General features: G+C 28.5%; 16 protein-coding genes and 1 other annotated feature. Of the genes, 4 read left to right on the top strand and 12 right to left on the bottom strand.

The genetic code is table 11. The features are described from left to right. Window positions 1-5: 5 nt before the first annotated feature. Window positions 6-2,072, bottom strand: coding sequence for an elongation factor G (fusA, locus tag U8307_RS09725; protein WP_326907389.1), 2,067 nt, complete (start codon window positions 2,070-2,072; stop codon window positions 6-8). 222 nt (window positions 2,073-2,294) lie between these two features. Here fusA and U8307_RS09720 point away from each other — a divergent pair, with 222 nt between their 5' ends. Further along, window positions 2,295-6,416 carry a DUF445 family protein gene (locus U8307_RS09720; RefSeq protein WP_326907387.1) on the top strand — a complete coding sequence of 1,374 codons (4,122 nt, stop codon included), beginning with the start codon at window positions 2,295-2,297 and terminating at the stop codon, window positions 6,414-6,416. A gap of 74 nt (window positions 6,417-6,490) precedes the next feature. On the opposite strand, the gene U8307_RS09715 is transcribed toward U8307_RS09720, so the two are convergent. The 8 genes from U8307_RS09715 to U8307_RS09680 all read right to left on the bottom strand — a co-directional run bounded on the left by U8307_RS09715 (window position 6,491) and on the right by U8307_RS09680 (window position 16,962). Continuing rightward, window positions 6,491-7,663, bottom strand: coding sequence for a TolC family protein (locus U8307_RS09715; RefSeq protein WP_326907385.1), 1,173 nt, complete (start codon window positions 7,661-7,663; stop codon window positions 6,491-6,493). A gap of 31 nt (window positions 7,664-7,694) precedes the next feature. After that, window positions 7,695-8,273, bottom strand: coding sequence for a TetR/AcrR family transcriptional regulator (locus U8307_RS09710; protein ID WP_326907383.1), 579 nt, complete (start codon window positions 8,271-8,273; stop codon window positions 7,695-7,697). A 9-nt stretch (window positions 8,274-8,282) separates the two neighbouring features. Continuing rightward, on the bottom strand, window positions 8,283-11,360 hold the full coding sequence (locus U8307_RS09705) for an efflux RND transporter permease subunit (protein ID WP_326907381.1): 3,078 nt from the start codon (window positions 11,358-11,360) through the stop codon (window positions 8,283-8,285). Between the two features lie 2 nt (window positions 11,361-11,362). Next, on the bottom strand, window positions 11,363-12,472 hold the full coding sequence (locus tag U8307_RS09700) for an efflux RND transporter periplasmic adaptor subunit (RefSeq protein WP_326907379.1): 1,110 nt from the start codon (window positions 12,470-12,472) through the stop codon (window positions 11,363-11,365). Between the two features lie 231 nt (window positions 12,473-12,703). Beyond that, the gene (locus U8307_RS09695) at window positions 12,704-13,828 is read right to left on the bottom strand and encodes an ABC transporter permease (protein WP_326907377.1); all 1,125 of its coding nucleotides are present in this window, start codon (window positions 13,826-13,828) and stop codon (window positions 12,704-12,706) included. 14 nt (window positions 13,829-13,842) lie between these two features. Then, window positions 13,843-14,778: an ABC transporter ATP-binding protein gene (locus U8307_RS09690; RefSeq protein WP_326907375.1), complete on the bottom strand. Its 936-nt coding sequence runs from the start codon at window positions 14,776-14,778 to the stop codon at window positions 13,843-13,845. Between the two features lie 14 nt (window positions 14,779-14,792). Further along, entirely contained in the window at window positions 14,793-15,716 is a 924-nt protein-coding gene (locus U8307_RS09685; protein ID WP_326907374.1) for an ABC transporter ATP-binding protein, read from the bottom strand. Between the two features lie 19 nt (window positions 15,717-15,735). Next, entirely contained in the window at window positions 15,736-16,962 is a 1,227-nt protein-coding gene (locus U8307_RS09680) for an HlyD family secretion protein (protein WP_326907372.1), read from the bottom strand. Window positions 16,963-17,192: 230 nt separating this feature from the next. Between U8307_RS09680 and U8307_RS09675 the strand changes: the two genes are divergently transcribed. Beyond that, window positions 17,193-17,876, top strand: a complete 684-nt coding sequence (locus U8307_RS09675) for a Crp/Fnr family transcriptional regulator (protein ID WP_326907370.1) — start codon at window positions 17,193-17,195, stop codon at window positions 17,874-17,876. Between the two features lie 102 nt (window positions 17,877-17,978). On the opposite strand, the gene proS is transcribed toward U8307_RS09675, so the two are convergent. Beyond that, entirely contained in the window at window positions 17,979-19,424 is a 1,446-nt protein-coding gene (proS, locus tag U8307_RS09670) for a proline--tRNA ligase (protein WP_326907368.1), read from the bottom strand. A 102-nt stretch (window positions 19,425-19,526) separates the two neighbouring features. Continuing rightward, window positions 19,527-19,729: a binding site (T-box leader), on the bottom strand. 148 nt (window positions 19,730-19,877) lie between these two features. Between proS and U8307_RS09665 the strand changes: the two genes are divergently transcribed. Then, entirely contained in the window at window positions 19,878-21,653 is a 1,776-nt protein-coding gene (locus U8307_RS09665; protein WP_326907366.1) for a 5'-nucleotidase C-terminal domain-containing protein, read from the top strand. 87 nt (window positions 21,654-21,740) lie between these two features. On the opposite strand, the gene U8307_RS09660 is transcribed toward U8307_RS09665, so the two are convergent. Then, entirely contained in the window at window positions 21,741-22,583 is an 843-nt protein-coding gene (locus tag U8307_RS09660) for a metallophosphoesterase (RefSeq protein ID WP_326907364.1), read from the bottom strand. A 107-nt stretch (window positions 22,584-22,690) separates the two neighbouring features. Then, window positions 22,691-22,948 (bottom strand): Veg family protein, encoded by a 258-nt coding sequence (locus U8307_RS09655; RefSeq protein WP_326907362.1) that lies wholly within the window; start codon window positions 22,946-22,948, stop codon window positions 22,691-22,693. Window positions 22,949-23,254: 306 nt separating this feature from the next. Here U8307_RS09655 and U8307_RS09650 point away from each other — a divergent pair, with 306 nt between their 5' ends. Next, window positions 23,255-24,190, top strand: a complete 936-nt coding sequence (locus U8307_RS09650) for a magnesium transporter CorA family protein (RefSeq protein WP_326907361.1) — start codon at window positions 23,255-23,257, stop codon at window positions 24,188-24,190. The last annotated feature ends 215 nt before the right edge of the window (window positions 24,191-24,405 follow it).

Genomic DNA, 24,405 nt, shown 5'->3' with positions numbered 1-24,405 from the left:
TAAACTTAATTATCATTCTTTGCTTTATATTCTTCAATAACTTTTTCTGCCATATTGTTTGGCATATCGTCATATCTTAAGAACTCCATTGTAAAGCTTCCTCTTGCTTGAGTCATGGATTTCAAATCTATAGCATATGTGTACATTTCAGCCATTGGTGCTTCTGCAAGTACCATTTGAGTTCCATCTTGTTGTTGTTCCATCCCGAGGATTCTTCCTCTTCTTTTATTCATGTCACCCATTATATCGCCCATGTACTCATCAGGAATGTTTATTTCAACTTTAGCTATTGGTTCAAGAAGAACTGGTTTAGCTTCCATCATACCTTTTTTAAAGGCTAGAGATGCTGCTATTTTAAATGCCATTTCATTAGAGTCTACATCATGATATGAACCATCATATAATGTTGCTTTCATATTAACAACCTTACAACCAGCTAAAACGCCTTTTTCTAAGCATTCTCTTAATCCTTTTTCAACTGCTGGTATATAGTTTCTAGGAACTGAACCTCCAAATATTTCTTCTGTAAATTCAAATTCTTCTGTTGTTGGTTCAAATCTAATATGAACATCTCCATATTGGCCTGCTCCACCTGATTGTTTTTTGTGTTTACCTTGAACATCAGATTTACCTTTAATTGTTTCTCTATAAGCAACTTTAGGATTAGTTAAATTTACATCAACCTTATAATGATTTTTAAGTTTACTTGCAATAACTGATAATTGCATATTTCCCTGTCCACCAATAATTTGTTCCTTTGTTTCGACATTTCTTTCTAAAGTAAAAGTTGGGTCTTCTTCGTTTAATTTATTAAGACCAATTCCCACTTTTTCATCATTATCCTTAGTAGTAGCACTAACCGCCATAAAGTAACATGGTTTAGGGAAATCTATACTATCATAAACAATAGGATTAGATTTTAATGAAATCGTATCGCCAGTTTTGAAGTTTTGAAGCTTTGATGTAGCTCCTATATCTCCTGATGATATTTCTGAAGATTCAATTTGATCCTTTCCTCTTAGGAAAAATATATTTCCGACTCTTTCTGTCTCTCTATTACTCGCATTGTAAATTTCCATATCCTTCTTAAGAACACCTGATAAAACTTTATATAAAGAAATTTTACCTACAAACGGGTCAACAATAGTTTTAAATACAAGTGCTGATAACGGTTCAGACGGACTAACTTTGCGAACTTCTTCTTTTCCATTATTCGTTCCCTTAACTTCTTTTAAATCTTCTGCACTTGGTAGGTATTCTACAATCATATGCATTAGTAAATTAGCTCCAACTGCTCTTGAAGCAGAACCAACTACAACAGGTACTAAATCCCCTGTCATAACAGCTTGCCTTAATCCATTATGTATTTCTTCATCGGTGAACTCTTCGCCACTGAAAAATTTTTCAAGCATTTCTTCATCTGTTTCTGCAACTGATTCCATTAATTCAGCACGTAATTCTTCAGCTTTATCCATTGCATCAGAAGGAGCATCTTTAGGTACACATACCTTTCCATCAAGAATATAACCTTGTCTTCTTATAATATCTACATATCCATTAAAGGACTCTTCTTTTCCTATTGGAACTGCAAATGGAACTACTTTTTTACCAAACTTTTGTCTTAATTCTTCCAGTACTTTATCAAAATCAACGTTTTCTTTATCCATTTTATTAAGTAAGATGATTCTTGGCATATTTCTTTCTTCAGCATATTTCCATGCCTTTTCTGTCCCTACTTCTACACCGGAACTTGCATCAACTACTACTACAGCTCCGCTTGCTACTCTCATGGCTCCATATACTTCTCCAACAAAATCAAAGTATCCTGGAGTATCTAGGAAATTTATTTTAGTATTTTCATACTCTACAGGTATGATAGATGTACCAATTGAAAACTGTCTATCTTTTTCTTCTTTATCGAAATCTGATATTGTATTACCATCTTCAACTTTTCCTAAACGATTAGTTACTTTTGTTATGTATAAAAGTGCTTCTGTAAATGCAGTTTTTCCACAACTTCCATGACCGATTAGGGCAACGTTTCTAATTTTGTCAATGTTATACGTTTTCATTTATTAATTTCCTCCTATTGATGATTCTGCGTATTTATATTATTTTACATTATTTTAGGTTAAAAATCAATATAATTTTAATATATAAACTTATTTGTATAATTCAATAGATTTTAATATACAATAAAATATTCAATAAAATAAAGTACCAAATTTTGATAATTTTTTTGCACAATTTTAATAGTAATGATATAATTTTTTTAAGATCTATGAGAGGAAAATATGATGAAAGACATTATATTTAATTACATAATACAAGCATTTTTAGGTGGTGCTTCAGGATATATAACTAATGACTATGCTATTAATATGTTATTCAAAGAATATACTCCTTTAAAAATTGGAGGTGTCATTAAGAAAACTAGAAATGAATTTATAGACAATCTTAGCAATATAATTGAAAATGATATAATTAGTAAAGATAAAATCAACGAAATATTGCATGATGAAAAATTCAATGCAAAATTCGAAGCTCTAACTAATGATTTTTTTACTATTTTTTTATATGATTCAATTGAAAATAATAGTATTTCTGATATAAGGGGCATTGACTCAACAATACAAAAAACAGGTGAGTTTTTAGAGAATAATATAACTAAATTCCTCTCTGAACTAATATATTTTTTTATAGATAATATTAATATTGAAGAAGTTTTTACAGAAGAACAATTAACTAAAATAACTAATTCAATAATTTCTTCCATAACATCTATGATTGAAAACTCAGATTTCGTTGATGAAGTTTTAAATAATTTATATAATGAAATCAGTCATATAAAGATTGCAAACATACTTGGTAATTTGGAAAAATCAAAGAAAAACATCGTTTCAAACATTTTATATGAGTTAGAAAATATAGTTAATAACAACAATATAAATGATAAAATTCTAAATATCTATAAAACCACGGAAGTTAATAAAGCATTAGTTGCTGGAAAAGAAATTTTTTATAATAAAAAAATTAAAGATATTATTAATCTTAGTGAAGAAGAAAAAATAAAATTATCTCAATTGTTTGTAGACTTTATTAATTCTCATAAAGGTCAGAATATTTTATATGAAATGTCTAACTCTTTATTTTTATATGGTGAAAAATGTGATAAAAGTATATTCCAAATTTTAGATGCAAACTTTGAAAAGAGCCTGAAACTTTACCTTTTAGAAAACATACCAATTCTAACTGAAAAATTAATTGAATGGTTAAATGAGAACAATAATAATATTGACAAAATTATAAATAATTCTATAGATGAAGTTATCGAGGAATCAGATGGTTTAAAAGGTAAACTTCTATCAACAATAAAAGATTCTTATTTTAATAATTTAAGCTCAAAATATAATATAGTTCAAAAAGTCATTGATTATGTTAAAAGTATTTCTGAACCCGAGATGTTAAGCAGTAGTATAAGTGCAAAAATAATAAATTTACTGAATAATTTATCTATTAAGGAAATAGTAGCAGAAGCTGAAAACAATTCAATAGATTCAATAAAAACAACTATATTTATAACTAATTACATAAATAGCCATTTCGAGGTAGTTTTCAACCAACTTTTATATTATATACTAGAATCACAAGTTAAAGATTTTTTACCTAAAGAATTACTTTCAAAAAAAACAATAACTAATCTTATAACTAAATCTAAAAAAATTATTTCATCTAATTATTTTCATAATAATATAGAAAATAAGGTGAACATTTATTTAAGTAACATTACTAATAAAAGTGTTGGTGATTTACTAAATGAAGAAAAATTTAAAAATAATATACATGAAATCAAAAATATTTTTATTACTCAACTTAATGAAAATTCAAGCGAAATTAAAAAACTAATAAAGAACAACATTATAAAAATTGATTTTAATAAAAAATTAGACAATCCTGTGATTCATGAACTTCTTATTAATAATATTAATAAAAAGTATCATAGTGAATCTAACAAAATTAAAGAAAAAAATATGTCATTATTAATAGACAAATTAAATTCTATTGATAATTTGAATAAGAATAGCACTAAAGCATTACAAAACTACATAATCAACAATATGGACAAAATTCTTGAAGGATCTGTTAAAAATATAGTTGCAGAAAATTTAAATAAACTAAACGATGATGAACTTGTTGATTTTGCCAATGATTTTATAGGTCGTGAGCTAAAGCCTATTATGTATTTTGGTGGAATACTTGGAGTTGTAGCAGGTATTATATTGGCTGCTTTTCAAAATGTTCCTCTTAATCCAGGTCATATCAATATTATAAATATGATTACCTATGCATTAGTTGGTTTTTCAACAAATGCAATTGCTATTAATATGATTTTTAAACCTTATAAAGAGAAAAAGATATTGAGCAAACTACCGTTTCTCAAAAATTTTTCCTTAGGATATATAATTAAAAATCAAAAGATCTTTGCAAAAAACACTGCATTTTATATAGAAAATAATCTTCTTAGCAAAAAAAGTATTAATGAATTATTTATAAAAAATGAACAGAAAATCAGAAGTAGCCTAACTAGCAGTATTTCTGCAAATAACTATGAAGTTTTAAATAAATTATTGGTGAACAATAAGAATAATATTATAAATAAAACTTATATGTTTACAAGAGATTTAATTTTGAATAATCAAAATTCCATAGGAAATTTTACTTATAATGAAATAAGTAACATAAAATTATCTTCCCTACTTACTGATTCAAATATTAGTAATTTAAGTGCTATAAGTACAGATTTACTATTAGATAATCAAAAAAAAATTGGTAATTTATTATATTCGAATTCAATTTCTTACTTAGATAGCTCGAAGTTTAAAAATAAGATAAATATTTCAGTTTCAAAAAAATTTAATAAACATTATAATAAGACCTATGAATTTTTAGATAATCCAATGAAAATTAAAAACAGTCTGCTGAAATATAATAATAAATATCAAGCATATATTAATAGACCATTATCTGAGATTATTAGTACAGAAACTAATGAAGAATTAATTTTAATAGTTAATAATAAAATTCATGAAATACTTATATCTGAAAATTATAGAGAAAATATAACTAATGTAATTATTAAACTTTTCAACAATTATTTTCAGAAAAATAAAAATTTCGAAGATTTGTTTGAAGGTAAGTTAAAGAATTATATTAATAGTAAAGTGCCTATGCTTTTAGATAAACTGTCACTTTCAATAAAGAACAACGTTATAACAAAAAAAGATAGTATATCAACAAAGGTTAAAATTGAAATTAAAAATCACCTTGGTGTGTTAGAAAAGGGCATGTATTCATTAATTGGCGGCGATGAACTAATTGACAAGTTAATGAATAAAATAATTGTTAATAAAATCCCTGAATTTATGGATGATAAGGAAAATGAAGTTCTGCATATTGTATATAATCTATTAAATGATAAATTATATAAAAGCAAGGTTGATAACTTGCATAACTTCTTAAATAAAATACAAATAAAGAGTATAATAGATAATTATTTATCTGACTTGGATAATGTTAAAAACATTGAAGATAAATTAAAACTAATTATAAAAGAAACTGTATTTAAAATAGAAAAAGTTAATTTAAATTCTTTGCTAAAATTTATGTCTCTAAATGATATTAACAATACATTTACTTTATATAAAGATGAGCTGAAAGTTATATTTTCTTATTTGTCTGAAAGTTTAAAAAATAATAAAGAAGAAATAATTGCAGCTGTTGATAGAACTACAAATTTTATTGTAGAAGAATTTTACAAGTCATGTTCTTTTAAAAAAATTTTTAAAGATGTTACTGAAGAAGATATTAATATAATTGTTAACAACCTAATAATAATTTTAAATAAAAATGATAATTTACAAAATTCTTTTAGTTTTTTAATAAAAGAATACAAAGAATATGTATCACAAAATAATTTAAGTGAATTTATTGATAAAGATGAATTTATGAAATCAACAGAATTATTTGTAATGAAATTATTAAATAATCCTAAAACAGAAATTCATTTGAAAAATTTTTATAGTTCATTGTTGAATGAATCAACTAATTGTAATTTTAGTTTTATAGATGAAAAAACAAAATCATATTTTTTAAATATTTTCGTTAATTCGTCAATTAACAGTGTAAGAAATAATATAGATGAGTTACTGAAATCAATAGAACTTGACAAAATTGCCCGTGAAGAAATAGAAAATATGGAGCCTAAGAAAATTCACGAAATGTTTAATTCTTTTGCTGATAAATACTTCAAAAAACTGATGTTATATGGTTTAGGGGGATTTGTATTTGGTATAAACATGTATGTAGGTTTTACAGTTACAATATTAAAAGTGATAGGTGGTAAGTTTAAAATGTAGGGGACGCATTGCATGCGTCCCGCGATCCTGATTTTAGGAGTCTGCGGTATGCATACAATGCATACCCTACAATATTATTTGCTTGGAGTAGTTCCGATTAAATTTGAGTTATCAAACATAAGTTTATTAATATTATAAGCTACTAATAACTGATATCTTCCTATTTCTGCTTGAGCTAAATTAGTATCAGCTTCTATCACATCTATTGATGCTGCCATTCCATTTTCGTATAAAAGTTTATTAATTCTTGCTGCTTCTCTTGCAAGTTCAACAGTTTTATCCATATTTACAAGAGCTCTTTCAGCCTTAATTAAATTAAGGTATGATTTTCTAACATCAAGTTCTACATCCTTGTATGCTTGAGGAATATTTAACTCAGCATCTTTTAGCTTTTCTTCAGCAGCTTTATGTTGTCTTAAATTTGATGTATAATAAGCTGTATAAGCATGTGTTTCAATCTTTTGTACTTCTAAGTTATTTTCTGCAACTAAAATTTCAGGTCTTTCTTCTTTTGCTGTTTCTATAACTTCATCTAAGTTGATTTCTTCTGTTGGAACATAATTTAAATCCTTGTCTACTAATTCTACTTTAGTGTCAAAAGGTAAATTTAATTTATTTAGTAAATCTAATTTAGCTATATTCAAATCATCATTTGCAGAATCTAAATCAGTTTGAGCTTGCTGCACTGCCATTTCTCCATTTAAAACCTCTGCCTTAGTAGCTGAACCATTGTCGAATTTTAAACTGATTACTCTTAATTGTTCTTTAGCGCTATTTAATTTAGCTTCATTTATTTCAATAGTTTTTTCTGCCACTAAAACATTGTAATATAATGATTTAGTTTCTATTTCTATTCCTATATTTAAAAGTTCTTTGCTTTTTTCTAATTCTTCCATTTTAGCATTTGCCAAAATAACATAATATTTATTTCTTACTAATATATCTTCAACACTTTTACTGCTTACATCTATCCCATAATCTTCTAATTCTTCAATTTGATCTTTTGCACTTTTATTAGCACTTCTCATATCCTGCATTTCTTTGATGCCATCTTTGATTTTCCACATTTCCCTGTCGTTTTCTATTGCTAAATTAATAGCATCTTCTATAGAAAGTTCTAAAATATCATTAGTTTCAATTTCATTTTCAACTGTCTTTACTGATTCTTCATTAGCTACAGCATAACTAATTTGTAGAGTACTCATCAAAAGTACCAATGTTAATAACAAAGCTATTTTTCTTTTCATTATATCCTCCTGTTTATCTAGTAATATACTTTTATTTTACACCAAATCCATTAAAAAGCAAGTCTATAATATGCTCTTCTTCTTTTATACTATTCTCACGTTTAAAACTTTTTATTCTAATATATTCACCCATAGCACCTACAATTAAAGTAGCTATTATATCAGAAGAAACACCTTTTTTAACGACACCTTCGTTTTTTCCTTGATCTACCATTTTAATTATTATTGTATAAACATCAAATACATAACTCATCATAGCTTTTACAACTTTTTCTGATACAATATTTTTATTTGACATTATACTTTCTATAGATACATCTTCATAATCCAATTCATTTTCTTTTAAACTTAGCATTTTAAAAAGCTTTTCTCTAAAACTAATATCTTTATTGCTTATTTCTTCAATAACTTCTAGAATCATAGAAACTCTTTCAATACAAGTTTCATCGAAAATTTCCTGCTTATTGCTAAAATACCCATAGAGTGTTCCCTTTCCTACGCCAGCATTTAAAGCTATTTCTTCCATTTTAGTATTATGAAATCCCTTTTCCTTAAATAGAGTCCTGGCAGAAGCTAATATATCATTACGTTTTTGATTCTTAACCGCCATAACGCCTCCTTAAATTTGGTTCATAATTTCATTTTTATTCTTTTTAAATTTTCTTTTAAAGAATTCTGAAATATCATCAAAAATTGTATATATAACAGGCACTATTATCAGTGTTAGTACTGTAGAAAAAGCTAAACCACCTATAACCACAACACCCATTGGTTGAGTCAATTCTCCTCCTTCTCCAATACCTATTGACATTGGAACGAGTCCTAATATTGTAGTTAACGCCGTCATAAGAATAGGTCTTATTCTTATTGGACCTGCTTTCATTATTGCAACAGTTCTGTCTTCACCATTACTTCGTCTTTTATTGATATAATCTACTAATACTATTGCATTATTAACTACTATACCAATAAGTATAATAAATCCAATTATTCCAACTACACTTAAAGGTATACCCGTTATAAATAGCGCAATAAATCCACCTGATAAAGCTAATGGTACAGAAAACATAATTGACAAAGGCTGTATTAAAGATTCAAATTGTGCAGCTATTATCATATAAACAAGTAACACTGCCATAGCCATTGCTAAGAATAAATCACCAAATGTTTCTGCTATTTGCTCTGTTTCTCCACCAAATGTATATTCATAACCATTTGGCATTTCATATTCTTCAAGCAATTGTTTAATTTCAGTCGAAACAGATTGAACATCTCTGCCTAATACACTTCCACTTACAGTTAATACTCTTACTTGATTTTCCCTCGTTATATTTATTGGTCCATTTTCAATTTTTATTTCTGCGACTTCTGACAAAGGAACACTTCCTCCTGTAGGTGTTGGTACAGGTAACATGTTTAAGAAAGTCATACTTTGCCCATATATATTTTCCCCTTTTAAATTTACATCTAACTCGTCTCCATTAATTTTAAATTTAGTAACTACGGAGCCTGATAATGTGTTATTTACTGCAGAGCCTATTTGTGCTGTTGATAATCCATATTGAGAAGCTATTAATCTGTCAGTTATTATTTCTACCTGAGGAATACCATCTTCATAACTTGTAGACACTTCTCTAGTTCCTTCAACTTGTTCAATTAAATTTTTAAAATCATTACCAATATTATTAAGCGTATCTAAATCATCACCCTTAATGCTTATGCTAATTTGTCCTCCCGAACTCATAGCCATCATCGAAGATTCAGAAACACTTATTTCAGCTCCAGGTATATCTTTTACAATTGTTCTTATTTCATCGCTAACTTCTTTTGTACTTTTGTCTCTATCTTTTAAATCATTTAATATAACTGCGATATTACCTCCGTTTGAGCCGCCTCCCATGCTCATCATGCCGCCACTACCTGCTGATGTAAAGACGCCTTCAACTTCAGGTATTTGTTCAACAGATTTTTGTATCTCTTGTAATATACTGTCTGTTTCATGAAGCTCTGCTCCAGATGGAAGACTTACACTTATATTAACTTGACCTTCATCTGTTGCTGGAAAGAACTCTGCTCCTACTGTTGTAACTGCAACAACACTTACTACAAATAATGCTATACTTAAAATAACAGTTATTATTCTATGATTTAAACTAAATCCTAAAACTTTTTTATAAGTAGTTACTATTTTACCATGTTTCTTTTCTTGAGCTTCTTCTGATTCCATATTTTTTACTGATACTAATTTAGAGGACAGCATAGGAATAAGAGTCAAAGCTACAAATAATGAACTTACAAGTGCAATAACTATAGTCATTGCAAAATCCTTAAAAATAGTTGATGCAAGTCCACCAGTAAAAACTATTGGTAAAAAAACAGACATAGTTGTCAAAGTAGAAGCTGTAACAGCCATTGATACTTCATTTGTACCTTCAACTGATGCTGAAATACGATCCATTCCAAGGCTTCTATGTCTATAGATATTTTCTATAACAACAATTGAATTATCAACGAGCATCCCTATACCTAATGCTAAAGCTCCTATAGTCATCATATTTAAAGTTATTCCTGTAAAGTATAATAAAATAAAAGTTGTTATGATAGAAATAGGAATGGAAATAGCTATAACAGTAGTTGTTTTAAAACTTCTTAAAAAAATCAAAAGTATAACTACAGCTAGTATCGCGCCAGTGATAGCAGTGTTTTTCAAGTTATTAATAGATAGATTTATGTATTCTGATTGATCGAATATAGTTTCAATTTTTATATTTGGATATTCTGCTCTTATTTTTTCCAATTCTTTATTTACATTTCTAGCTACATTTACTGTGTTTCCATCAGATTGCTTCATTATGGAAATTTGTACAACATCTTCTCCATTAAGCTTTGTAATAGAATCTTGTTCTTTATTAACAAGATTAACATCTGCTATATCCCTTAATCGAACAGTACCTCCACTTGTAAGTGGAATATTCAAATTTCTTATTTCTTCTACAGACTTAAATTCTCCTACTGTCCTAACTATAAGTTCATTATTACCCTTTTCAACACTTCCACCTGGTAGATTAATATTTTCAGCTTGTATCATTTGACCTACATAATTAGAATTTAAATTATAACCTTTTAATGACTCTTCGTGAAGCATAACTTCCACTTCTTGCTGTAATCCACCTGATACATTAGCCGAAGCTGTACCTTCTATTCTTTCAATACTAGGTTGAATTATATCTTCAGCTATCTTTTGAGTATTGTATATATCGCCATTACTTGAAATTGCCAACTGTATTATTGGCATACTGTTTGGATCCATTTTCATAACAATTGGCGCTGTTGTACCATCAGGCAAAAATCCCTTTATTATATCTATTTTTTCTCTCATTTGGAGCATGGTTTCATCCATATCTGTACTGAAATCAAATTCCATCAATACTATAGAACTACCTTCATTTGAAAAAGAAAATATACCTTCTATATTATCAACAGTTGCTAAAGTTTGTTCTAATGGTTTAGTTATTAAGTTTTCTATTTCTTCTGGTCCTGCACCAGAATAAGTCGTCTGTACCATTGCATATGGTAGCTCCATTGATGGAAGCAAATCTATATTAAGCTTACTAAAAGATACTACTCCCAACAATATAACTATTAAGACCATCATTGTTATTGTAACAGGTTTTTTAACTGAAAATCTTGGTAGCATTCTTATTCACCCCTTACAACCTTTATTTTACTTCCATCATTAACATAATCTTGACCTTTTATTATAACATTTTCACCTTCTGTTAAGCCTGACTTAATTTCTATATATTCACCTGTATCAAGGCCTGTAACAACTTCTCTTTCAACAGCTAAATCTCCACTAGTAACAAATACTATTTTATTACCATTTCTGTTAATAACAGCTTCTGTTTTAACTGCAAGAGCGTTATCAATTTTATCAGTATTTAAATAAACTTTTGCAAACATACCTGGTTTTATTGAACCATCATTTTCTAACAATATTTCTACAGTATATAAATTAGTCATTTGATTGGAAGCTGTGCTTATACTATTTATAACTGCTTCATTAGTATAATCTGCAGCACTAATATCAACAGTTACCATATCACCCTGTTTAATTTTATTCACCATATTTCCAGGAACGCCAAATTCAACTGTAATTATGTCTGAATCTACTATAGTAATTGGAGGCTGACTGGATGTGGCAAATTCTCCTTCAACAATGCTAACATTAGAAATTACGCCAGAAATAGGAGCCCGAACTTCGGCATTATCTAAAGCTGAGGTAGCATTTTCATATGCAACACGCGATTGTTCAACATTTTTTTGAGCTGCTGCTAATGTTTCATCAGAAGCTGCTAATTTAGCTTGTTCATATTGAGTTTCAGGAACAGCTCCTTCTTCATATAACTTTTCAATACGTTCATATGTTTTTTTCGCATTTTCAATTTGTGAAACACTAACATCATAACCTGCCAAAGCAGCTTCATATGCTGCATAAGCTTGATTAACCTGATTGTTAATATCGTCTTTGTCCATTACAAATAATAAATCATCCTTGTTTACACTATCACCTACATTTACATATATTTTTTCAACTTTTCCTGCCATGGTTGGAACAACATAAACATCTTTGTCCGCCAAAGCTTTGGCTGTCATAATATTTTCAATGTAAAGATTCATTGGTTTTAATATTTCTGTCTCAACAGCAATATAACTTTCTTCTGCTGTTGTCACCGCAGTATTACCATCAGTACTACATCCAGTAACTACTAGAGCTATAATAATTAATAATGTCAAAATTTTTTTCAACTTTCCCTCCATATTTCCGACCGACCGGTCAGTATTTTACTTAGTAAGTTTAGCATTTAGAATATTATATGTCAACATAATATTCTAAATTTGCATGACTTTTACAAAAATGCTTCATATTATACAATAATATTATATTTATATAATATTAAAATTATATTTCAATAAGAATTTAATGAGAAGTTTATTAGAAAATGTAGGAAAAGTTAACAACATTAAACAACTTATAAATTAATCAATTTTCTTTTTAAATTTAATCGTAGCAAAAATAAGAAATATTATACCAAACATAACTAAAATAATAAATTCTTGATACAATGCCATAAACCCATTTCCCTTTAAAATTATGCCACGTAACACTTTTATAAAATAAGTTAATGGAAGAATTGTACTAAGTCCATTAATAACACTTGGCATTGCTTCTCTGGGAAACATATATCCTGATAGCAATATATTAGGCATAATCATAAACATTGACAATTGCATTGCTTGAAGTTGGCTTTTAGATATTGTAGATATAAGAAGACCTACTCCAAGTGCCCCAAATAAAAATATAACTGAAAATAGTAATAATAAAGTTATACTCCCTGCTATTGGCACACGAAACCAAAATACACTTAAGGCTATAGCTAGAACTATATCCACAAATCCAATTATCACATAGGGTATAATTTTACCTACCATAAGTTCCATTTTGGTTATTGGAGTTACAATAAGCTGCTCCATAGTTCCTCTTTCTCTTTCTCTAACAATTGAAAATGATGTCAACATGAGAGTTACTGTTTGTAATATTACTCCTATAAGGCCAGGAATATTAAAGTATATACTACTCATGTCAGGATTATACCAAACCCTGCTTCTTAAGTCTAAGGGCTGGGGCATATTTGTTTTATAAGTTTCTTGAGTAATATCAACAGACATAGATTGAACTACTCCACCTGCGCTAGATAGTATTGTTTGAGCAGTAGTTGGATCAGTACCATCAACTATTAACTGAATTTGTGCTGTTTTACCTTTTTTTATATCTTTTGAAAATTCTGAAGGTATAACAATTCCTGCTTTAGCATAACCATTGTCTAGATATTCTTCAACATCTTTCATGCTATTAACATGATAATCTAAATCAAAATATTGCGAATTAGTAAAACCATCTAACAATTCTCTGCTTTCAATTCCAATGTCATTATTAAGTACAACTGTAGGAATGTGATCTACACTTGTAGATGCTGCATACCCAAAAAGAAGCAATTCCATAATTGGCATCATTATAATAATTGCAATTGTTCTTTTATCTCTCTTTATTTGAGAAAATTCTTTTTTAATGATAGCCAGTACTCTTTTTATATTAACATTCATAATATCACCCCAATTTATCTATTATTTCTTTTTTCATTTTCTACAAGGAACACAAATACATCTTCTAATGATGGTTTAACTTTTTTAATATAATTAACTTTTATACCACTTTCTGTTAAATAATTTTTTATAATATTTAAATTTAAATTGAAATCAATCATAACGTGAATTCCAGCTCCATAAACTGAAGCTTCCTTAATTTTTTCTTTTCTTTTTAATAATTCTATAGATTTCAACGTATTATCTGTTTTAATTTCTACTATGTCACCGTCTATTATTTTTTCTTTCATATTATTAGGTGTATCAAGGGATAATATATTTCCATAATATAAAAATCCAATAGTGTTGCAATGTTCAGCCTCATCCATGTAATGAGTTGTTACTAATATTGTAACCCCCTGTTTTGACAGATTATAGATAATATCCCAAAATTGTCTTCTAGCTATAGGATCTACTCCTCCTGTAGGTTCATCTAAAAGTAAAATTTCTGGTTCATGTATTATTGCACATCCTAGAGCTAAACGTTGTTTCCAACCTCCTGAAAGGTTAGATACTATTAAATTTTCCTTACCCTCTAAATCTGCCATTTTTAATATTGCTTTTTTCTTGTCTTTAATTTTATTTTTCGGAATATTGTAAACTCCTGCATAAAAATCAAGGTTTTCTTCTACTGTCAGTTCTTCATAAAGACTGAATTTTTGAGACATATAACCTATTTTACCTCTTAACTTTTCTTTATTTTTTGATATATCATAACCTAAAACATTTCCTGTTCCAGAAGAAGGATTTATTAATCCTAAAATCATTCTTATTACTGTGGTTTTGCCAGAACCATTAGGGCCTAAAAAGCCAAATACTTCACCTTTTTTAACATTGAAACTAACGTTGTTAACAGCAACAAATTTACCAAATGTTTTTGTTAGACTTTTTATTTCAATTGTATTTTCCATTTAATCTTCTCCATTCATTGCTGATTTTTAACAATATTAACAAATACATCTTCAAGGGTTGGTTCTATTACTTTAATAGAATTTATATTTATATGGTTATAACTAAATTCTTCTTCTAGATTTTTTATAGAATCATCCAATTTTTCTACTACTATATGAAGTTCTTCTCCAAGTAAATATGCATCTTCAACATAATCTGAATTCTGAGCTATATCTTTAGTAATATAATTGTCTTCTGAATAAATACATAAAATATGCTTATTAAAACTCTTTATAATATTGTCAGGTTTATCATTTAAAATTATTTTCCCTTTATCCATTAAACCTATTTCATCACATCTTTCTGCTTCATCCATGTATGGTGTACTAACAAATATTGTCACTCCTTCATCTCTCAAGTCAAAAAGTATTTTCCACAATTCCCTTCTTGCTACTGGGTCAACGCCTATAGTTGGTTCATCAAGAAATAAATATTTTGGTGTATGAATAAGGTTACAAGATAAAGCAAGTTTTTGCTTCATACCACCTGACAGTTGATCAGCAAGTTTATATGAATGTTCTGCAAGATTACTAAATTCTAATAAATATTTAATTTTTTCTTTGCTTATTTTTTTGGGAATTTGATAAATATTTGAATAAAATTCTAGATTTTCCATTACAGTGAGATCACCATATAAACTAAATTCCTGAGGCATATAACCAATATGCTTTTTTATCTCATCACTATCTTTAACAATATCATAGCCTCCGATTTGAGCAGTTCCACTATTTGGAATAACAAGAGAACACAGCATTCTCATAGTTGTTGTTTTACCTGCACCATCTGGTCCTACTAACCCATATATTGTATTTTTTTTGACTTTTATATCTAAGTCGTGTACCGCTATAATGTCTCCAAATTTTTTAGTTAAAGAATATGTCTGTATGTCAATTACCATTTTAATCTCCTCAAATTTATTAATCTATTTTTATATTAATGTCCACAGGCATACCTGGCTTAATGAATCCATCAGAGTCAAATACTTCAATTTTTACTTCAAAAACAGTATTTACTCTTTCTTCTTTTGTTTGAATATTTTTCGGTGTAAATTCTGCTTCATTACTAACTCTTGTCACTTTTCCTTTGAATATTTTATTGTTATCTGAATCAATAAATACCTCTACATCTTGACCAATTATAATATGACCTATATTTGCTTCTGAAACATAAGCTTTGATTTCGATATTATCAGGGTTGTATATGTCTGCAACTAACTTTCCTGTTGAAATGAATTCACCTTCTTTAACAAGTAATGAATTAACAATTCCATCTACAGGTGATTTAATTGTCAACTTTTCTAGTTCTATTTTTGATTGTTCTACAATGTTTTTAGATTGTTCAAATTGTACCTTTGCTATTTCTAGTTGACTTTCAAGCTGTTGAATCTGAGTATTTCCATTAGAAATAGATAATTCATATCCTGCTTTTGCTTGAAACATTTTGTTTTCTGCAGCTTTTATACTTGTTTCTGTCGGATAAGACTTTACAATATTCAATTGTGAAACTGCTGAATTATATTGAGTTTCTGCAACATTATAGTTTTTTAGTATTTCATCATATTTACTCTGTGATATAGCTTCTTCCTCTAAAAGTTCTTTACTTCTTTCCAAATTAGTTCTAATATATTCTAAATTTATTTCTGCCTGAATTACAGCTTCTTCTGCTTGTTTTATTTCATCAACACTTGCACCATCCATAACTTTTTCAAACTCTGCTTCAGCCGATAAATATGCATTTTCAGCTTGCTTAATCGAATCAGAATTTTGTATTTCTAAACTATTAATGTTATTTTCAATTAATTCAATATTCTTTTCTGATAATTTCATATTGATTAATGATTGGTCATATTGATTTGTAATATTTGTATTATTAATTTTTGCAATAATATCTCCTTCTTCAACTCTATCTCCTTCTTTTACCATACTTTCAATTATAGTTCCTGTTACCTCGCTACTAACTGCAATTAAATTGCTTTCTACAGTTCCTGATGCTTCAATATATCTCCCGTCTTTAGCAAATACAATCGCAGTATCTTCTTTTTGAAGTCCATTAAAAATAAATATTGAAATCAAAACAGTGACTATAGAAAATGGAATTATAACAATTTTTCCTTTTTCTTTAATATGGTTTATAATATTTTTCATAAATACCTCCGCGTCATATTGATTTTTTAACTATTTATAATATAATGTAAACTAACTAACTAAACAGTTACCTTGGTAACTGTTTGTAAAAATATTTATGTCATCTTGAAAGTAGTAGGGTTTGCATTGTATGCAAACCGCAGGACGTGGAGAACGCGGGATGCATGCAATGCAAAATTCTTGACGCATACAATGCGTCCCCTACAGAAAATAATAAGGACGGGTTAATTATGGAGTACTTTATAAAACTAATAAAAAATAATGATTTATTTAAATGTTTCTCTTATGACGAGTTAATGGAACTTTTTACTTCTAATTATTATAAAATTAAAAAATATGAAAAAAGTTCTATCATCTATCTACAGAATGAAAAATGTGAAAATTTAGATTTTATTTTAGAAGGAAGTGTTACCATTCAAAAAATTGATTCTGAAGGAAACATCTTAACTATTAATGATTTTATGAAAGGTGACGTTTTAGGTGAAAATCTTCTTTTCTCTAGTAACAACAATTTTCCAATGACAGTAACTGCTAAAAGCAATACTACAATACTACATATAAAAAAGGAACTAGTTTTAAAGCTCTGTCAAAATAATGAACGCTTTTTAATTAATTTCCTTCAATCTCTCTCTAATAAAACATTAATATTATCTAATAAAATTAAATCATTAACTTTTAAAACAATAAGACAATGTATTATTGAATTTTTATTGTATGAATATTACTCGCAAGGTACTACAGAAATTAAATTAAATATGTCTAAAAAAGATTTGGCTGAAAAAATAGGTGTTCAACGTTCTTCCTTTTCTCGTGAACTAAATAAAATGAGAAAAGACGGATTAATAGATTTCAATAACAAATACATATTTATAAAGGATATAGAAAAATTCAAAATATTAAATATCGATATGTAAATTACAAACTGAATACCGCCAGCTTTACAGCAGTTGGCAGAAAAACCGCTGGAAAAATTAAGATCCTAAGGGTTTTACCCGAAGGATCTTATGGGGCTAGGGCTAATAAGCTCTTGCTACGTAAATCATGTGTTTTGCTTCTTTGCCGCAAATATGACATTTGTGTCCTAGATCTTCCTGTTCAAATGGAATACATCTGATTGTAGCACCGGTTTCTTCTTTTAACTTATCTTCGCATTCTCTTTCACCACACCACATCATTTTTGCAAATCCTGGACGGTTAGGCAAATCTTTTTTATACTTCTCATAATCTTCAACTACGTATGTGTTTGCTTCTCTATGAGCTTTTGCTTTCTCAAACATATCATTTTGCATTGTTTCAAGCATATCCGAAACAGTGTTTTCAATATTATCTAGTGATATTATTTCTTTTTCCAATTTATCTCTTCTAACTACTACTGCTTGATTGTTTTCAATATCTCTTGGTCCTATTTCTATACGAATAGGGTAACCCTTCATTTCATATTGGTTAAACTTCCAACCAGGTGAATTTTCAGCATCATCATCAAGCTCTACTCTGATATTTTGTGATTTTATTTTATCATAAAGTTCATTAGCCTTTTCTAATACTCCTTCTTTTTTTTGAGCTATAGGAATAATAACTACTTGTGTTGGTGCCATCCTTGGTGGTAAAACAAGACCCCTATTATCTGAATGAACCATAATAAGTCCTCCTATCAATCTTGTTGATATACCCCAAGAAGTATGATATGGATATTCTTCTTTACCACTTCTACCTTGATATTTAATATCAAATGCCTTTGTAAAGTGTTGACCAAGGTTATGAGATGTGCCAGCTTGCAATGCCTGACCATCATGCATTAATGCTTCCATAGTATATGTTGCATATGCTCCAGCAAATTTCTCTTTTTCACTTTTTAATCCAATTACTACTGGCATTGCCATTAAATCTTCTGCAACCTGTCTGTATATATCAAGCATCTGCAATGTTTCTGACTGTGCTTCTTCTTCCGTTTCATGTAACGTATGTCCTTCTTGCCATAAAAACTCAGAAGTTCTTAAAAATGGTCTCGTTGTTTTTTCCCATCTTACAACACTACACCACTGATTATACAAATATGGTAAATCTCTATATGAATTTAACCATTTGCTATACATATGACAGATGATAGTTTCTGAAGTAGGTCTTACAACTAACCTTTCTCCTAATTCTTGATTACCTCCATGAGTTACCCAAGCAACTTCAGGTGCAAATCCTTCCACATGGTCTTTTTCTTTGTTTAATAAACTTTCTGGAATTAGTAAAGGAAAATACATATTTTTATGTCCTGTTGCTTTAAATTTTTCATCTGCAAATTCTTGTATTTTTTCCCACAAAGCAAATCCATAAGGTCTTATTACCATGAATCCTTTTACTGGTGAATAATCCACCAATTCATTTTTCAATATTACATCTGTGTACCATCTACTAAAGTCTTCTTCCATAGGTGTAATTTCTTTTACAAAATTCTTGTCTTTTTTAGCCATATTATCTCCTTTCAATCATTGCGGTTGACCTACCAACAATTTTTTCAGAAAAACCTTCTGATAAATGGTATTAGTCGTATAAAATATAAATCCGCCTCTTAATTAAGAGGCGGATATCCGCGGTACCACTCTAATTGCTACATAATATTGTAGCAACATCTCAATCATATAAGGGTTTTGCCCTTTGGGTTGTTACTCCCAAACACTCAAAGGTAGGTTCATTATACAGAGGGACAAAGGCGTTTCACCACCAACCTTCTCTCTATAGACCATGTATATTTACTAGTCCTCATCACTGTGATATTTATTCAATCTTTGTATTAAAAACATATTATATCACTTTTATTTTTTTGTCAATCATTTTATTCATATAATTAATAGAATGCTTGTAAATGTAATTTTATGATAGTATAATGTAATTACTGGAAAAAATAAAATATTAGGAGGTACAAAATGAAAAAGAAAGTATTAAGTTTAGTATTAATATCTCTATTAATTCTTAACAGTTTTAGCTTTGTTTTTGCTGCAGAGGATGAAACCATTTTAATTACAATTATCCATACTAATGATACTCACGGAAGACTAGAAGAAGATAGCTATAACAATATCATGGGTTTTGCAAAAATTGCTACATTAATTAAAGAAGCTAAAGCAGAAAATCCTAACACATTAGTTCTTGATGCTGGTGATACGCTTCATGGAATGCCTATAGTTAATATCAGTAATGGTGAAAATTCAATAAAAATACTAGAAGCCGCAGGATATGACTACATGGCAGTGGGTAATCATGATTTTAACTACGGTCAAGAAAGATTATTAGAATTAAAAGACTTAACAGAAATAGGTATGTTAAGTGCAAACGTTTTAAAAGATGATGAATACTTATTTACACCATATGTAATAGAAGAAATAGACGGAGTCAAAGTTGGTATATTCGGTCTTACTACTCCTGAAACTGAATATAAAACAAGTCCAACAAATGTAGAAGGAATTACATTTGCGGATCCGATAGAAGTTTCGAAGAAAATGGTCGATGAGTTAGATGACCAAACTGATGTTATCATAGCATTGGCCCATATCGGAATAGATGAAAGCTCTGTAGTAACATCAAAGGCAATAGCAGAAAATGTAGAAGGTATTGATGTAATTATAGACGGACATAGCCATACATTATTAGAAAATGGAATGTTTGTTAACGATACATTAATCGCTCAAACAGGTGAACATGATAAGAATTTAGGCTATATTAATATAGAAATACAAAATGGCGAAGTTGTTAATAAAACTGCCCAACTACTTACTTCTGAGGCAGCAGCAAATACAGTTGCTGACCCTGATTTAGCAAAAACAATAGAAGAAATAAACGCTGAAAATGAGGCTGTATTTTCGCAGGTAGTTGCCAAAACTGATATATTCCTAGATGGAACAAGAGAAAATGTAAGAACAAAGGAAACAAATCTTGGTAATTTATCTGCTGATGCTGTAAGATATGCTGCCGGAGCTGATATAGGTTTCGTAAATGGTGGAAATATCAGAATATCTTTAGAACCTGGAGATATAACCTTTGGACAATTGGCAGAATTATTCCCATTCGGAAATACAGTTCAAGTGAAAAAAATTACTGGAATAGATTTAATCAAAGTATTAGAACAGTCTGTTAGTGGTTATCCTGCTACTCAAGGTGGATTTCTTCAAGTTAGTGGAATGAACTTTGTATTTGATCCTTCACAACCGGTTGGTTCAAGAGTTGTAGAAGTTACTGTTGGTGATATTCCTTTATCTGAAGATGCTGAGTATACTGTAGCTATCAATGATTTTTTAGGTATCGGTGGAGATGGATTTGATATGTTTAAAGACTATCCTATACATGGAGAAGTTGGAACATACGAGGAAGTATTTGCGGATTATTTAAATACATTTGGTACTTCTGGAAGTGAAATTTCTGGTAGAATAACAGTTAAAGAAATTGCTCCTGTAGAAGAGCCAGTACCTGTTGAGCCTCCTATTGATGAACCAATAAATCCTGAACCTATTCCAGAACCTATTGTTGAGCCAACTGAACCTGCACCTGAATTAACCGAAGAAATTTATATAGTTATTTCAGGAGATGTTTTATGGAAAATAGCTGAAAAATATAACACAACATGGGAAGAATTATCAGAATACAATAAACTTGCTAATCCTCATTTAATTTATCCTGGTGATGAATTAAAGGTACCTGTAAAATAAAAACTTCTACCATAATTAATATAAATATTAATTAGAAACATACTAGGGACGCCTATAAAGCGTCCCTATGTAGTTATTATATGTAGTTTATTCATAATACTGTTTCACTTTGTTTAAGGTAAATACAGAAAGTTCTGGTACAGCCATAAACCTAAAAGGTAACTGGGAAGTTCCTAACCCAATATTAACATATAATTGTGTTTCGCGAAAATTCTCAAATTTATACATTCCTCTAACATATTTTTCTCCTAAGACTGGTAATGAATTTATAAAAGGTAAATTTACCTGACCACCATGACTATGTCCTGCTAAAAGTAAATCTATATTGTATTCCAAAAGAAAATCTACTATATCTGGTTCATGACTTAATACTATATTATAATGATTAACATCAATCACATCATTTAAAAAGTCCCTATTACCTTTTCCAAAAATCGAATCATCTAAACCAATTATATTTATATTGTAGTTTTCTAATAAAACATGTTCATTTTTTAATAAATTAAATCCACCCTTTTCCATGACTTGATTATATACCCTTTCTGCTCCACCACCATAATCATGATTACCATATATAGCATACTTCCCTATTGAAGCATCAATCATATCTAACGCATTCCATATTCTAAATAATTCATCTTTATTATCATAATCATCATAGTGGTCAAATAAATCTCCAGTAAAAACCACTATATCTGGATTCTCTCCGTTTATTTTTTCAACTGCTTTATATAAATCTTCTATATTGAAATACTCTGAAATATGTAAATCAGAAAATTGTAAAATAGTAATTTCTTCTTCATCTATTAATTCGTTATATATACACTCGTAATGAACATTTAACATTGCGGGTTCTATAAACCGTGCATATAAGTAAATAAAAATTAAAGCTATAAGAATTATGTATAATAATTTAAAAAATTTTTTCACTATATTTACTCCTTTGCTTTTAACTACACTAGTATATCAAAAAAAACAAAAAAAATAAACTATTGATTCAGAAAACAATAGTTTAAAATAATAGTATGAAAATAAATTTATATTATTCTCGTTTCATCTTCATTACACAAGAAAAATTCTACGTAATTAGTCATTATATCAATATAATTAAATGACATAACTCTTTTAAATCCTCTGTTTTCAACATGTACAGTAAAAACAGATGGATATGTACCTGCTATTATGCCTTCATTTATTTGAGATCTACGTTTGCCTTTTCTCACTTTAAATTTTACCTTTTGCCCAATACAATCTTCTACTACGCTTTTAACCCTAATAAGGGAATTCGCCGTCAAAAAATCACCTTCTATTCTAAATATTAATGTATTTTAGGAAAATATTACTTCTTTATATTATCTTTGCCTTAAATCTAAAATTTATGTATGTTTTCTTAAATTTACAGTATAATACCCTTGCAAAATTAACAGAAATAGTCTATTATATAAAGACGAAATACAATAAAGCAAAGGAAGTGGATAGTAATGGATGATGTCCCTAAGGTCGAAATTTTTGATATCTTTATTTATTTAACAACTTCTCTATTACCATCTACAGAATCTCTTTGGTAATAGAGAAAATCTATTATTAAAACGAGGTGAAATATGCTTGATATATTCAAAACAATTGATGAAAATCTCTTCAAATTAGAGGAAATTGAGGATGGTACATGGATTAACCTTGTAGATCCTACAACTGAGGAGTTAGACTTCATTGAAGAAAAGTTAGGTGTAGAAGGGGACTTTCTTAGAGCAGCATTAGATGAAGAAGAAAGTGCACGATTAGAAACAGAAAATGAGCAAGTATTAATTTTAGTTGATACTCCTTATGTTGAAAAAACGGATGAACATATAATTTATGAAACATTACCTTTAGGAATTATAATAACTAGTAAAAATATTATAACAATATGCTTAAAAAATTCTATTGTAATAGATCAGTTTGAAAAAAATAGTATTCGTTCATTTTCTACTTTTAAAAAGTATAGATTTCTATATCAGATACTTTATAAAAATGCTCAAAGGTACCTTTTATATCTAAGACAAATTGATAGAATGAGTAATTATGTTGAAAAACAACTTCATAAATCTATGAAAAATAAAGAGTTGATTCAATTATTAGACTTAGAAAAGTCCTTAGTATATATAACAACTGCATTAAAGGCAAATCAAATAGTTTTAGAAAAAATTCTAAGAATTAATATTATAAAAAAATATTCTGAAGACGAAGATTTATTAGAAGATGTAATTATAGAAAATAAGCAAGCAATAGAAATGGCTAATATATATAGTGGAATTTTAAGTGGCACAATGGATGCCTTTGCATCTATTATTTCAAATAATCTTAATATTGTCATGAAACTTTTAACTTCTATAACTATTTTAATGGCAATTCCTACTATGTTTTCAAGCTTTTACGGAATGAATGTAGTTAATATACCATTAGCTTCTTCACCCTTTGGATTTTGGATAGTAGTTGGTATTTCCTTAATAACAGCTACATTAGTAGGATTTATATTGGCAAAGAAAAACTTATTTTAAAGATAAAATAAATGAATAGCACCCGATTTCCTAATGTTATATAGGAATCGGGTGCTATTCATTTGAGTTTTCCATTTCTGTTTTTGGGGGAATCACTTCTTTCTTACATGTAAGTATATATTTAACATTCATTTCACCAAATCGATAACTGATTAATTTTCATACTTCAATAAACATTTAATTTTCTTTCTCAAGTTGCATTTTTCTTCTTACTA

This window comes from Sedimentibacter sp. MB31-C6 (genome assembly GCF_035934735.1).
GTDB lineage: Bacteria > Bacillota > Clostridia > Tissierellales > Sedimentibacteraceae > Sedimentibacter.
Note: the sequence above shows the minus strand (reverse complement) of the source record. Positions and strands in the feature narration are given on the sequence as shown.